The sequence below is a fragment of the Parasedimentitalea denitrificans genome (assembly GCF_011813015.1).
In the GTDB taxonomy this organism is placed as follows: domain Bacteria; phylum Pseudomonadota; class Alphaproteobacteria; order Rhodobacterales; family Rhodobacteraceae; genus Parasedimentitalea; species Parasedimentitalea denitrificans.
Window position 1 is genome coordinate 1 of sequence record NZ_QHLQ01000031.1, and the last position, 13,330, is coordinate 13,330.

Here is a 13,330-nt window from a genome sequence, read left to right on the forward strand (position 1 = left end):
CCAATCCAGGCCAAAGCCGCAGCGTGAAACAGAGGCGGGAACACATTGTCCCGTTATACGGACACGCGAAAACTTCGAGTTTTTCAACAACATTGGCCCAAAGCCGACCTTGATCGACTTTGAGGCGAACGACTGCTTTGAGCCCGCTTTGCAATTTTTCTGCGATGTAGCGAATGGCGGCTTTGCTGAGATGGTCAGGTTATTTGCAGCCGACCTAATCGAAGGATCCGAGCAAAATTCTCTTGACCCGTGTTCGCGGCAAAGGTAGGGCCGAAATGTCGGTTTCCACATGGAACTAACAGGGAATTCGCCACGGCCTCACAGCCGTGAACCGAAACTGCCCCCGCAACTGTAGGCGGCGAGCCGCGTCCGAATATGCCACTGGGTATTGCGCCCGGGAAGGTCGGACAAGGTGTTGACCCGTCAGTCAGGAGACCTGCCGACGCGTAACGCAACACTGGACGGGGTGTCTGGGGAAGGGATGTGAATGACCATTGCCGATAGTGGTGTTATGCCACAACGTGCGCAGCTGCGCATGGGCTGGGTTGCTTTCAACCGGCCAGAACTCCCGATCATCAATCTAAACCTGATCGGAGATTCCATACATGAAACTCAACCAAAATGGACTGGCCCTGGCGGTCTGCTGCCTGTCTGCTTCCGCCGCAATGGCCGATGCGACCAAATACCCACTGACCGTTGAAAACTGCGGTCTTGGCGTGACCTTTGACCATGCGCCGTCGCGTAGTGTGAGCGTGGGTCAGGCCGCAACAGAAGTACTCTTTGCGCTGGACTTGGCCGAGACTGTCCAGGGCACCTCGGTTTGGTTCACCGATGTTCCAGAAGCCTATAAAGACATCAATGCTGGCATTGAACGCCTTGCAGACAACGATCCAAGCTTTGAAAGCGTGGTTCAAAAACGCCCCGAGGTGGTGGCCGTTCAGTATGAATGGCACGTGGGACCAGAAGGTATTGTGGCAACGCGCGAACAGTTTCACGAGCTGAACATCCCCACCTACATTATGCCTGCTGATTGCGTCGGTAAGGACAATACTGTGGGATCGGACGGAACGCGGACCTCTTTGTTTGACACCAGCGTCATTCATCAAGGCGTGGCCGAGCTGGCAGAGATCTTTGACGTTGCCGACAAGGGCGCTGCTTTTGTGGCCGAGTTGAAAGAGCGCGAAGCTGCAGCCATCGAGCGTGCCGAAGAGCTGAACATCCAAGACGCCTCGGCTGTATTCTGGTTCTCCAGTGCTCAGATGGATATCGACCCGTATGTTGCAGGCCAAAAAGGTGCGCCGGGTTACATGATGGACAAGCTAGGCATCCGCAATGTCGTGGAATCCGATGAAGAATGGCCGGTTGTTGGTTGGGAAACCATTGCTCGAGCCAACCCCAGCATTATCGTTCTGGCCGAGATGAAGCGGCGCCGCTTCCCTGCTGATGATGTGCAGGCCAAGCTTGAGTTCCTGCGCAATGACCCGGTTGCCAGCCAAATGGACGCCGTCAAAGCAGGTCGCATCGTGATCATGGATGCCCATGCGATGGATGCCACTCTGCGAACTGTCGAAGGGATCGAAACCCTAGCAGAGGCGCTGGAAAACTTCGGTCTGGCTCAATGATCCGAGCCGCCGCCAGACAGATGGTCAGCACCCGCGCTTTGCGATGGTTGACGTCCTTCGGGATGCTGGCGGTGGCCATTCTTGCCGGTGCCAGCATCGGCGAGACCCCTATCCCTCCGATGACGGTCCTGCAGACGTTGGCTAACAAATTGTTGGTGGCGGATTACCCGCTGGATCCGATCGACGAAGGGATTATCTGGAATTACCGTCTGACCCGCGCCGTGGTTGCGGCCTGCTGTGGGGCCAGCCTTGCGGTGTCGGGCGTGGTGTTGCAAGCGTTGCTGCGAAATGCGCTGGCCGACCCATATATCATGGGCATTTCAGCGGGGGCTTCAACAGGTGCAGTGGCGGTCACCATTGCAGGATTTGGTGCCGGTGTGGTGTCCTTATCGATGGGGGCATTTGCCGGGGCTATTTTGGCTTTTGGACTGGTTGCGCTCCTAGCCCGCGCTGCAGGCGGCGGAATGAGCGGGCATGGTGCCGCACAGATTGTTCTGGCAGGGATTGCCGGGTCGCAGCTTTTCAATGCGCTGACCACTTTCATTATCACAAAATCCGCCAATGCGGATCAGGCGCGGGGAATTCTATTTTGGCTACTTGGCAACCTCAGCGGCGCACGCTGGCATGACGTGCTGCTTGGCGCGCCCATAGCCATGGCGGGGGTTACCATCTGCGCGCTGCATGCCCGGTCTTTGGATGCCTTCACATTTGGTGCAGAATCGGCTGCCTCGCTGGGTATTCCGGTGCGCCGGTTGCAGATGGTTTTGATCGGAACCTCGGCTCTTTTGACCGCCGTAATTGTCAGTATGGTTGGGTCCATCGGCTTTGTCGGGCTGGTCATTCCCCACGCCGCACGGCTAGTGGTGGGAGTGCGCCATGCGCGGCTTATTCCTGCCTCGGCCCTGAGCGGCGCGGTTTTCCTCGTGGTGGCTGATATTCTGTCTCGCACGATCATTCCGGGCCAAGTTCTGCCAATTGGCGTAGTCACCGCCCTTATTGGTGCACCTGGCTTTGCCTTGATCCTTATACGGGGGGCGGGTCAGAGATGAAACTCACCGCAACAGAACTTGGGTGGTCCACCCGCCGCCATTCCATTCTCAATAGCGTTTCTCTGGAAGTTGAACCAGGCAAGGTTTTGGGGTTGGTTGGCCCCAATGGATCGGGGAAGTCCACTTTACTGCGCCTCCTTTCAGGCATTCTAAAACCAACGTCTGGACACGTCTTTTTGAAAAACAGGCCTCTCGCCGAACTGTCTAGACGCGAAGTCGCGCAGCGCATCGCCTTCGTTGAACAGCAAGCCGATACCTCGGAGCGGATCACAGTGCGGGACGCGGTTGAACTAGGCCGCACGCCATGGCTGTCACTTCGACATCCTTGGGGGGATGCCGATGATGCCCTTGTGGCCCAGGCACTGAAGGACGTGGGCATGGATCACTTCGCGGATCGTCAATGGGCGACACTATCCGGCGGTGAACGGCAAAGGACACATATTGCACGGGCTTTGGTTCAAAAGCCGGGTCTCCTTTTGTTGGACGAACCTACCAACCACTTGGACGTGCATCATCAACTTTCCATCCTGGCGCTGGTCTCGAAGCTGACAGTCACAACGGTTGTCGCGATTCACGACCTCAATCAGGCGATGGACTGCGACAGTGTTGGGGTTCTGGATCAAGGAAATCTTGTCGCGATTGGTCCCCCCGAAGAAGTTTTGAGCGTCGAACGTTTACGAGACACTTTCGGCGTCGGCGTCACTCATCTTACGGACCCTCATGATGGGCGGCGCATTATGCGTTTCCATTCTTGAAAGCCCGTCTGATATTTTCGCCATTTTACATGGAAAGAATGCCGAATTTTCGCATACATGTCGCTCGAAAAATGTCTCGATTGTGCCAGAACCAGACCTCTGATCCTTTGTGCCGAAAGTCCGTTTTGTCCGCAAAGCACCAGTTCCCCCAACTGCCGGATTTGCACTTGCAGCGAAAGTCCGGTCTGAGGAGTTGCACTGCAACTGCAGCGACATCGGATGCTTGTGGAAGTCCAATTGGCAGCGATCCACACCTAACTTCGGGGTTATCCGGGGCGGGCTACCCGCCCCGGCACCGCATTCATTCGGTGACTGGATCTTCATCGCGGCGCGGGAAGGCGACCATTTCGACGTCGGGGAACATGCTGTGTTTGACGTTGATCGACGTGATGTTGCCGCTGTCGTCGGTGTTGACGAAGAGGACACCGCAGCGGTCCCAGAAGTTCTTGCCGTCTTTTTCGCCGGATTTGACGTTCAGTTTCAGAGTTTGCGTAGCCAATTTTCAATCCTCACTTTGAGTGTTTCGATGAACATGGCCAAAGCGGGCACCAAGGGGATGTCAGCGGGAAAATTGCCTCGCGAGGAATGCGTTGGCGCAGGGGAATTTTCTTGTTGAAGCGGGACTTGCCCCGCGTCTGGCACGGCTGCCCGCTTATGTTCAGCAATCAGAAACACGGCGTTGAGGATCTGAGTTTGGCCGTCAATCTCTGTGACCTGCCCCGTCAAAGCTGGTCTGGAACGCTGCAACTCCTGTACTGGGCCTGCAGATTGCTCGCAGTCAATATGATCTACCGATCATAAAGCTGAAATATGATCTGCGGATCATACGGCATGAAAGGCAGCCGCCCGACGTCGCACTCCAGCAAAAATGGCTCCCGCCAATGGCTGTGGAAACCCATCCGGCAGGTCGGCAAGTGTCTTGTCCAGGGCGGGTTCAAGCTCTGTCGCGACGTTCGACATGACCTCTTCCGCCAGCGCCACACCAAAGCCTGCCGCCTTCGCAGCCTGCAGGAAATGGCGGGGCACCACCTCGTTGATCCGGTAGTGTCCGTCAACGGCCATCGCGAGGCGCATCCGGTTCTGGCGGATTTGACCGTCATCCACGGCTTTTTGTGCGCTCAGCACGTCATAAAGCGGGGTCATAAGGAAACCGCCAGGGCGCAATGCGATGCTGAAATTCTTGGCATGGCCGTCGGTCGCCCCCAAAAGCCAAAAAAGCACCTGCGCGCGGAAGAAGGTGCGCTGATCTGCTTCGGGGTCATCACTGCCCTTCAGCAACCCGATCCCTTCGGTGATTCCCGGCCCGCCGTCCATTTGGTATTTCTGACTGGGCGGGACTGAGAGCGCTTGGCAAAAGTCTTCCTGCGGGAGGCGGATCAAGCGGCCATCCTTGGTCCAACGCCGATCGAACCGCGTCACAACAAGGCTGCGCACGTCTTCAAAATCAGCAACCTCGACCACCGCGACATCCATGCCCATGGCACGGCAAAAGCTCATGCAGAAATACTCGTTCTCAACGCTGTCGGACAAATCGATCCCAGCGGGCAGAACGCCGAGTTGGGTCTTGAGGATATGGGTTGTGGGGGTAAGCCCCGATGGACGGATCCACGTTCCCTCGTGGCGCAGCAGCGCTGTTTTCTCCTGCGCCCCAGCGATCGAAATGCGGAAGTCGTCTTCCTCGTCTAAGCCCAGCGGAGCGCTCGCGAGGTTGCGCAGCATATCAGCAATCTGCGCCTCAGTTACGGGCTCTCCCTCCAGTGGGCCAACCTCGGGGACCTCACCCGAGACGAACTGCAACGCCCCTACGCAATCGCGCCCGATCTTCTCCAGCATGTGCCACGCATCCGTGCCGCCTGCACGCACCCGAGCGGCAACGCGCTCACGTATCGCCTGATTGTCCGGCAGCAGGTTTTCCAAGTAGGCTATAACAGGGCCGCCCTGGTGTGCCTCTTCACGCAAAGGCAGCGAAAGCGAGATGGGCATGGCGTGCTCCCATGCCAACCATTCCGGATCATAGGTAAAGCTGATCGCGCCTGAACCAGCGAGACGCAAAGCCCCCACCAACCGTCCGTTCAGAAGCACTTGCATCGTGCCGCTACGCCCATGTTTGGCCATCAGAAGATATCCTCAATCTCAAGCGAGCCACCGCGTTCCACCAATCGGAACTCAAGCCCAAGTGCCGCCATGACAGCAAGCACTGTGGCGAGCTTGGCTCCCGCGTCGCCATTCTCGAGCGACGAAATCGTCGCGACGCGCAAATTCGTACGCGCGCTGATGTCGCTTTGGGTCCAGCCGCGCGCTTTGCGCGTCCGGCGAAGTGCCTCGCCGATCTTCTCGGCCGTTCGTGCTGTGAGGTCCATGATGTGGCTCCTTTTACGGCACAGCGTAAATTAAAACAAATTACGCTACAACGTAAATATCTACTTTTTACGCCATGGCGTAACAATCGAGCCGCACTTATGCCTGCAGCCCCGCAGCGCGCACCTGCTCGGGCGTCACCAGCTTTGACGCGATCAAGCCCTCAATCTGCCGGTTTGTAATGTGGCGGCAAAGGGGGTGGCGTTCACGGATCCACTCGGCGAGGCTAGCGCGACCTTTGGCTTCGGCCTCTCGCGCCTTCTCCCGGTCCGCCTGTATTTGGACCAGTCCCTTCTCCCATCGGCGCATCCTGAACCAATTGTCCGAGAAACAGACCTTGCTGCGTGTATAGCCCTCGGTTTCCTTCGCATAGGCTTTGACCGCCTGCTGCAAGTCATCGGGCTTTACCCCGGCCTTCACGGCGGCTGCGATCAGGCGCAACGTAGTTCGTCGGTCTCGGATCCTGTCTTCGGGATAGGCCGCTAAGATCTTCTCAGCTTCAAGATCTTCAACCTCCTCCGCCCCGCGCCTGCGCGTAGGTGGTTTATGGATGGTTTTAGGATGGTTTGGGGTCCACCGTGAACCCCGTACCCCGTTCACCGTGGACCCGGTACCGGGTTCAGGCTGGACGGGGTTCACAGTGACCCCCGTCTCAATGTCGGGCTCAGCCGTGGGCTCGAGCGCGGCCACGCGTTCCAGAACGATGCGGTAAATGACGGTGTAGCCGTTCTTGCACTGCCGCCGCCCTGTCTCGATCAAGATGCCTTCACGCAGGAAGTCGATGATGGTGCGCTTCACCGTGCTTTCGCTGAGCTCTGTGTGGCGCTGGATCGTCCCTTTGGAACACCAGATGCCCGAACCGTCATCGCTCGCCTTGTCGGCCAGGAACATGATGATCTGCTTGCGTGCGGCGCTGCCAAAGCGGCGCTCGGCGCATTCGTTTGCGATGCGCCAGCTCATTGGATCACCTCACCAGTCAGAGGTTGCGAAAAAGCCGACTGAGCGTTTGCGGTGCGCCGCTGGCCCATGCTAATATGGTGCGAAAGCTGACAGGCTTTTTCTATTTGGCCCCGGTTCACAGTTGCCGCTGTGACGGGGCCTTTTTCGTTTTGAACCAGTGAATTTGGCTTTGAAACTTTCGCTTTTTGTTCACTTTTTGTCAGGGGGTATTTTGCACCCTTAAGCCGTTGTTTTTGCTTGCGCTCTTTCTGGATTGCAAATCCGTGTACACCGGTTCGATTCCGGTACTCGCCTCCAAACAAAATCAAGCACTTAGCCGAATTCTCGAAACTATATGCGAATTTCAAACACGGATATTTGAAATTTTTGCCCTGAGCCGTCCTTACGGCTCCAACTCCCAGCGAAAGCGCATGTGCGAGACTTTGAGGTGGCTGCCCGACCTTCGCGGGCAATCAGAAAACCAAAATACAAACTTCTTCAACACTATCTCCACATCGCTGCCGTTCATCGAAAACCAAGCAAGGTCTGGAGTGCGGGACTAAACCGCCTTTTGCTCGTACAGCCATTGCTAGCGCAGAAAACCTTCGCAGCCGCGGCGTGAGGTTTCTCTCGCTACAGCGGATTTCCCGTTTCCAGTCATTCAGAAGCAGGGGTTCTTTAGAAGAAATCCGTGCCCAATGGAACTCCAGAAAAACCCCAGGCTCATTTCGAGGTTTCAACTTCTGGCAGTGAACGGCGGTCTAGGCAAGTGTTTGAGGAAAACGAAATCCTCCAACTCGAACTTGGTTTTTTGAGGATTACCCAAAGAGCGGTGGATTTTCACGTCGAGTTTGTGCGAATAGATAAAACATGCTCAAGAACTCCAAACCGATTCAGAAAGATAAGTTACACGACCAGGTCTACGATCGGTTGTGCACGCTGTTGCGCGAAGGTGAGTTCACACCAGGCCAGGCGATTCATGTTGCGCGTGTCGCCGAAGCCTTCGGTGTGAGCGCCATGCCTGTGCGTGAGGCGCTGACGCGGCTCCAAGCGATTGGTGTTGTGGCCAATGTTTCGGGCCGTTCTCTGGGCGTGCCGAGACTGGGATATGAAGAACTGACAGACCTGCGCGATGTGCGTCTGGAAGTAGAGGCGCTGGCTGTCAAATGGGCTTTGGCAAACCGGGATGATATTTTTGTCGCGGACCTTGAGAAACTGTTAAAGCGTCTGGAGACCACGGAGCGATCCGGCGATGTGCAGAGCTATGTCAAAGCAAACTACGAGTTTCATTTGCGGATATACCGACAATCGAACTCTCCGGTACTGATCGATATCATCAACACACTCTGGTTGCGCGTCAGCCCGCATTTGTATCAGTTGGAACGGGAAAATCAGTACAAGGTTTCCAACATCCATCACCGGAAAATAGTACGAGCTATCCGGGAAGGTGACGAAGCAACTGCCACGCAGGAGCTTGTTCTGGATATTTCTGACGCCTATGAGGTTCTTGTGAGAACCTTGTTTTCGAAAGGCCGTTCTCGCTGAAAGCTACAGCAGGTTAACTGGGCCGAGATCCTCACCTATGCTGTCCAGTTTCAGAGCGGGCTCTGATCCCAGCCTGTGAGCGTCCCTCGCCGCCTTGAATTCTTTGATTCTATGGCTGTGTCAGAACTTCCCAAACAGTCAATAGTCACGCAACTGGCTGAAATTAAACAGTAAAGTCAAGCTCGAAATATTTATTGATTTTTGATCAATCATCAATAATAAATAAGCGTGCCCGACGAACAGGCCACGAGGGACGTTCATGGCGGGCACAGTCACGGGAGGAATACAGTGAAATATTCGAAAATTGCCGCGACCTTGGTTGCCAGTTCTCTGGCCTTTGGCGCGTCTTCCGCTTCGGCCGATATCCTTGATGTCCATATGAGCATTCCCAAGGACCTGACGTTCTTGGCCGACAGCGCCAAGCTGATGGATGAGTCTCTGCGGAACATGAGTGGTGGCGACGTTGGTTTGCAACTCTATGGTTCCGGAGAATTGGTCCCTGCAGGCGAAATCCTTGAAAACGTAAGCTCAGGCGCCATTCCGGCCGGGTGGAGCTTTCTGGGCCAGTGGGGCGGCAAAGTGCCCGTTGCTCAGATCGGTGCAACGCCATTTGGTGCGGGACCCGAAGCCCTGGCAGCTTGGTTGCACGTAGGTGGCGGCCTTGAAATTGTTCAGCGTGGGTTTGACGACCTGAATGTCAAAGTACTGGCTTGCCACATTACCGCGCCTGAGCCTGGTGGCTGGTTCAACAAAGAGATCAACTCGATCGAAGATTTCAGCGGTCTAAAGATGCGCATGGCCGGTGTTGGTGCACGTGTGCTCAACGAATTCGGGGCCTCTGCACAATACCTGCCAGCCAGTGAAATCTATCTCGCTCTTGAGCGCGGTCGGATCGACGCGACAGAGTTTTCTTTGCCGATCATCGACAAAGACTTCGGCTTCAATCAGATTGCAAAGTTCCAATACTATCCAGGCTGGCACCAGCCAGGCAGTGTCGACGTTTTGATGATCAACATGGACGTGTGGAATGGCATGAGTGCAGGTGAGCAGGCGATGTATGAAGCGGCCTGTCAGGTCAGCCTGGCCTGGACGCTGCAATACGCTCCTGCTGCACAAACGCCTCAGATTGAGGTGTTCGAAGAGGGCGGTACGATCGTCAAATCCTTCCCGGATGAAGTTCTGGCAGAACTGCGGGTCGCGACGGAGCGTGTGCTGAATGCCGAAGCCGAGAAGGATGCGCTTTATGGCGAGGCGTACCACTCGATGAAAGCTTTCGTGGCCTCTTCGGGTCGCTGGACTGGCCTTCAAACAATCCCTGCCGAGTAAGCCAGCATGGCACACGATATGGACACTCCGCCGAGTGATCCAAATCGTGGTACCGGCCCTGTCCATACGGTCCTTCGCGGGATCGTATGGATAGGCCAGGCCGCGGCTTGGCTCATCGTTCCCATCCTCGTTCTCGTATTGATCGGAGTGACACTGTCGGCGGCTAAGGTCGGCACAATCGTTCGATGGGAAAATGACGTTTTCCTATTTGGGTCAAAGCTGACACTCGCAAGCATCGGCGATCTGCAATGGCACCTGTTTGGGATCATGCTGATGCTCACGATGGCCGGGGCGGTCGTCAGTGACCGGCACGTGCGCGTCGATTTCCTGCGCCAGCACTTTCGCGAGAAGACAAAAAACATCATTGAAATCATGGGTTTTTTTGTCCTGCTTGCACCCCTTTGTTACATTGTCGTTCTCCACGGATATGACTTTACGGTGCGGTCTTTCAACATGGGAGAAGGGTCGGACTATGACGGACTGTATGACCGATTTGTCGTGAAGGCATTCGTTCCGATTGGCTTTGGGTTGATGCTGATTGCCGGCGCCGGTCTGACTATTCAAAAACTACGTATCTTGTTCGGGAAGGGGAAAACCCATGATTGAACACATCATTCCCCTGACGATGGTCGTATGTCTGCTTTTGGGAATTTTCAGCGGCTATCCTGTTGCCTTTGTTCTTGGCGGCATCGGAATTCTGTTTGCCTTCATCGGTGGGCTGCCCTTTGCATTCCTAAAAATTGGCGTCTCGCGCATCTACGCTGGCGTCATCGAAAACTGGCTCCTTCTTGCAGTACCTTTGTTCGTCTTCATGGGCGCGATGCTCGACAAGTCCGGACTCGCACAAAACCTGCTCTATTCACTTGAGCGCGCCTTGGGACGTAAACGCGGCGGGCTTGCCATTTCCGTTGCCCTGCTGGGCATCATCATGGCGGCCAGCACAGGTATCGTCGGCGCGTCGGTGGTCATGCTCAGCACCCTGGCTTTGCCGATCATGCTGCGCGAAAAGTATAAGCCAGAGCTGGCTGTTGGCACGATCGCAGCTTCGGGTACGCTGGGTATCCTGATCCCGCCCTCGATCATGTTGGTTCTGGTTGGTGATATTCTGCAGATATCGGTCGGCGAATTGTTCCTTGGGGCAATTGTTCCGGGTTTCCTATTGGGTGGGCTTTATATCGCCTACATCATCTTCGTCGCGTTGACGAAACCAAATGACGCTCCTGTTTCGACACAAATTCCTGCTGAGGGTTCTTTGGCACTGGCGCTCTTGCGCGACCTGTTCGCACCGCTCGTTCTTATCCTGACGGTTTTGGGCTCGATTGCCACAGGCACGGCCACCCCAACCGAAGCCGCAGGGCTGGGTGCGATCTGCGCCATGATCTTGGCTGCGATCAATCGCAAGCTGACCTTTCAAACTATGTCCACTTGCGTCCGTGAAACCGGCAACACCTCTGCCATGATCCTGGGTGTGCTGATAGGTGCCACGATCTTTGGGATGGTGTTCAAGGGCCTCAAGGGCGACAAGATGATCGAAAACGCCATTCTGTTTTTCGATCTAGGGGCTTACGGGACTCTGGGTATCTTGTTGCTGATGATTTTCATCATGGGCTTCTTCCTGGAGTGGGTGGAGATCAGCTTTATCGTATTGCCGCTCTTTGCACCTATCGTAGCGGGGCTGGACTTCGGGCTTGGGATTTCGCGTGATCAACAGTTGCTCTGGTTTGCCATGCTCGTGGCCGTCAACTTGCAGACCAGCTTCCTGACGCCCCCTTTTGGGTATTCACTGTTCTACGTCAAAGGCGTGGCTCCGCCCGAAATATCCATCGGCATCATCTATCGCGGCATCATTCCGTTTGTTGCGCTGCAACTGGCTGGCCTTGCTTTGTTGATCATCTGGCCGAGCCTCGTGCTCTGGGTCCCGGATGCGGTGTTCGGAAACTAGTGGAAAAAACATGACTGATCATTCCTCAAAATCACCCTCGTTGCTTGCGGGCTTTCACTTGCCGGGTCTGAAAGGCAAGAAAGTTGTGATCACGGCTGGCGCAAGCGGGATTGGATTCAGCATTGCCCGCTTGCTGCACGCACAAGGGGTTAAAATCGCGATTTGCGATGTGGATACCGACGCTCTACGCAGGGCCAGTGCCGTGCTTGAAGGATGCGTCGCCCTCGAGGCAGATGTGTCCGACGAAATAGCGGTGGATACCTTCTTTGACACGGTGCAAGACACCTTTGGTGGGCTGGATGCGCTTGTGAACAACGCTGGGATTGCCGGGCCAACCGGCAATCTCGAAGACCTCTCGCCCGATGATTGGCGGCGCTGTATCGACATTTGCCTGACGGGTCAGTTTCTGTCTGCCCGCCGGGCCATACCGATGATCAAGGCGGCTGGCGGCGGCGCGCTGGTCAACATGGCATCGGCTGCCGCCAAACATGGATATGCCTTTCGCACCCCATATTCGGCGGCCAAGTTTGGCGTTATCGGCCTGACGCAAAGCCTCGCCAAAGAGCTGGGTCCTGACAACATCCGGGTCAATGCCATTCTGCCCGGGATCGTCGAAGGGCCCAGAATGGAAAAGGTGATCCGCGATCGCGCTGATGCGGCGGGTGTCAGTCATACCGCAATGAGGGACGACTACCTCAAGAACATTTCCATGCGCCGGATGGTGACCCCTGACGACGTCGCCGCGACCGTTGCATTCCTGATCTCGGATGCCGGCGCCAACTTGTCGGGGCAATCCCTTGCCGTCGACGGAAACGTGGAAACGCTTTGAACTCAATTGGAAAATTAAGATGAGTAAAGACAAAAAAAACGCGGGTAAGGTTATCATCACCTGTGCTGTAACGGGTGCCATTCACACACCGTCGATGTCACCGCATCTGCCTGTGACACCGGAAGAGATCATCAAAGACTCCTTGGCTGCTGCCGAGGCAGGCGCAGCGATCCTGCATTTGCATGCCCGTCATCCAGACGGACGGCCCGACCAAAGTCCTGAAGGATTTGCTGCGTTTTTGCCGCAGATCAAGCAGAGCACAAATGCCGTGGTTAACATTACCACTGGCGGTAGCCCTTACATGAGCGTTGAAGAACGCACCGCGCCTGCGGCGACCTATCAGCCGGAACTCGCTTCTTTGAATATGGGGTCAATGAATTTCGGACTCTACCCGATGCTCAACCGGTTCAAGGAATTCAAATTTGACTGGGAGCGGGAGCACCTCGAAGGGTCCAAAGATCTGGTCTTCCGCAATTCCTTTAAAGACATCGAGTATGTGCTGGAGACCTGTTACGGCAACGGGACACGGTTTGAGTTTGAGTGCTACGACACTTCGCATCTCTACAATCTGGCGCATTTTGCCGATCGCGGCTTGGTCAAAGCGCCCTTCTTCGTTCAGTCCGTATTTGGATTGCTGGGCGGTATCGGACCCCACCACGAAGATGTCCTGCACATGAAACGCACGGCGGACCGACTGTTCGGTGACGATTATCGCTGGTCCGTTCTGGGCGCAGGCGCAAACCAGTTTCGGATCGCAACTCAGTCGGCAACCCTGGGCGGCAATGTGCGCGTCGGGTTGGAAGACAGCCTATGGGCTGGACGGGGTGAGCTTGCAAAATCCAGCGCCGTTCAAGTCAAAAAAGTGCGCTCTATTATCGAAAATCTGGGCATGCAAATCGCGACCCCGGATGAGGCGCGCGACATTCTCGGCCTCAAAGGCGGCGATCAGGTGGCTTTCTGAACAC

The 13,330-nt window shown here is 55.8% G+C and carries 13 protein-coding genes and 1 riboswitch; of the genes, 9 read left to right on the forward strand and 4 right to left on the reverse strand.

Translation table 11 applies throughout. From position 1 onward, the window contains the following. Positions 1 to 262: 262 nt before the first annotated feature. Positions 263 to 458, forward strand: a riboswitch (cobalamin riboswitch). A 147-nt stretch (positions 459 to 605) separates the two neighbouring features. From DL239_RS19590 to DL239_RS19600, 3 genes are read left to right on the forward strand one after another with little or no spacing between them, the layout of a single operon-like run. Continuing rightward, a complete protein-coding gene (locus tag DL239_RS19590) occupies positions 606 to 1,622 on the forward strand; it encodes an ABC transporter substrate-binding protein (RefSeq protein ID WP_167685800.1) in 1,017 nt (338 codons plus the stop codon). A 20-nt stretch (positions 1,623 to 1,642) separates the two neighbouring features. Beyond that, positions 1,643 to 2,671 carry a FecCD family ABC transporter permease gene (locus DL239_RS19595; protein ID WP_167685817.1) on the forward strand — a complete coding sequence of 343 codons (1,029 nt, stop codon included), beginning with the start codon at positions 1,643 to 1,645 and terminating at the stop codon, positions 2,669 to 2,671. Further along, entirely contained in the window at positions 2,668 to 3,426 is a 759-nt protein-coding gene (locus tag DL239_RS19600; RefSeq protein WP_167685801.1) for an ABC transporter ATP-binding protein, read from the forward strand. The genes DL239_RS19595 and DL239_RS19600 overlap by 4 nt, the downstream gene beginning before the upstream one ends. Positions 3,427 to 3,727: 301 nt before the next feature. On the opposite strand, the gene DL239_RS19605 is transcribed toward DL239_RS19600, so the two are convergent. From DL239_RS19605 to DL239_RS19620, 4 genes are all read right to left on the reverse strand, one after another. Then, positions 3,728 to 3,925 (reverse strand): hypothetical protein, encoded by a 198-nt coding sequence (locus DL239_RS19605; protein WP_035262952.1) that lies wholly within the window; start codon positions 3,923 to 3,925, stop codon positions 3,728 to 3,730. A 323-nt stretch (positions 3,926 to 4,248) separates the two neighbouring features. Next, entirely contained in the window at positions 4,249 to 5,541 is a 1,293-nt protein-coding gene (locus tag DL239_RS19610) for a type II toxin-antitoxin system HipA family toxin (protein ID WP_167685802.1), read from the reverse strand. Beyond that, positions 5,541 to 5,786, reverse strand: a complete 246-nt coding sequence (locus DL239_RS19615) for a helix-turn-helix domain-containing protein (RefSeq protein ID WP_167685803.1) — start codon at positions 5,784 to 5,786, stop codon at positions 5,541 to 5,543. The genes DL239_RS19610 and DL239_RS19615 overlap by 1 nt, the downstream gene beginning before the upstream one ends. A gap of 97 nt (positions 5,787 to 5,883) precedes the next feature. Then, a complete protein-coding gene (locus tag DL239_RS19620) occupies positions 5,884 to 6,744 on the reverse strand; it encodes a hypothetical protein (RefSeq protein WP_167685804.1) in 861 nt (286 codons plus the stop codon). An 849-nt stretch (positions 6,745 to 7,593) separates the two neighbouring features. Here DL239_RS19620 and DL239_RS19630 point away from each other — a divergent pair. From DL239_RS19630 to kce, 6 genes are all read left to right on the forward strand, one after another. Beyond that, positions 7,594 to 8,268, forward strand: coding sequence for a GntR family transcriptional regulator (locus DL239_RS19630; RefSeq protein WP_158980723.1), 675 nt, complete (start codon positions 7,594 to 7,596; stop codon positions 8,266 to 8,268). A 288-nt stretch (positions 8,269 to 8,556) separates the two neighbouring features. Beyond that, positions 8,557 to 9,594 carry a TRAP transporter substrate-binding protein gene (locus DL239_RS19635; RefSeq protein ID WP_158980724.1) on the forward strand — a complete coding sequence of 346 codons (1,038 nt, stop codon included), beginning with the start codon at positions 8,557 to 8,559 and terminating at the stop codon, positions 9,592 to 9,594. A gap of 18 nt (positions 9,595 to 9,612) precedes the next feature. Then, a complete protein-coding gene (locus DL239_RS19640) occupies positions 9,613 to 10,200 on the forward strand; it encodes a TRAP transporter small permease subunit (RefSeq protein ID WP_206188552.1) in 588 nt (195 codons plus the stop codon). Next, positions 10,193 to 11,536: a TRAP transporter large permease gene (locus DL239_RS19645; protein ID WP_167685806.1), complete on the forward strand. Its 1,344-nt coding sequence runs from the start codon at positions 10,193 to 10,195 to the stop codon at positions 11,534 to 11,536. Before DL239_RS19640 ends, DL239_RS19645 begins: the two co-directional genes overlap by 8 nt. A gap of 10 nt (positions 11,537 to 11,546) precedes the next feature. Then, on the forward strand, positions 11,547 to 12,365 hold the full coding sequence (locus DL239_RS19650) for an SDR family oxidoreductase (RefSeq protein ID WP_158980727.1): 819 nt from the start codon (positions 11,547 to 11,549) through the stop codon (positions 12,363 to 12,365). Positions 12,366 to 12,384: 19 nt separating this feature from the next. Next, complete coding sequence (kce, locus tag DL239_RS19655; RefSeq protein ID WP_158980728.1) at positions 12,385 to 13,326, forward strand: 3,5-dioxohexanoate:acetyl-CoA acetone transferase; 942 nt, start codon at positions 12,385 to 12,387, stop codon at positions 13,324 to 13,326. Positions 13,327 to 13,330 lie beyond the last annotated feature (4 nt).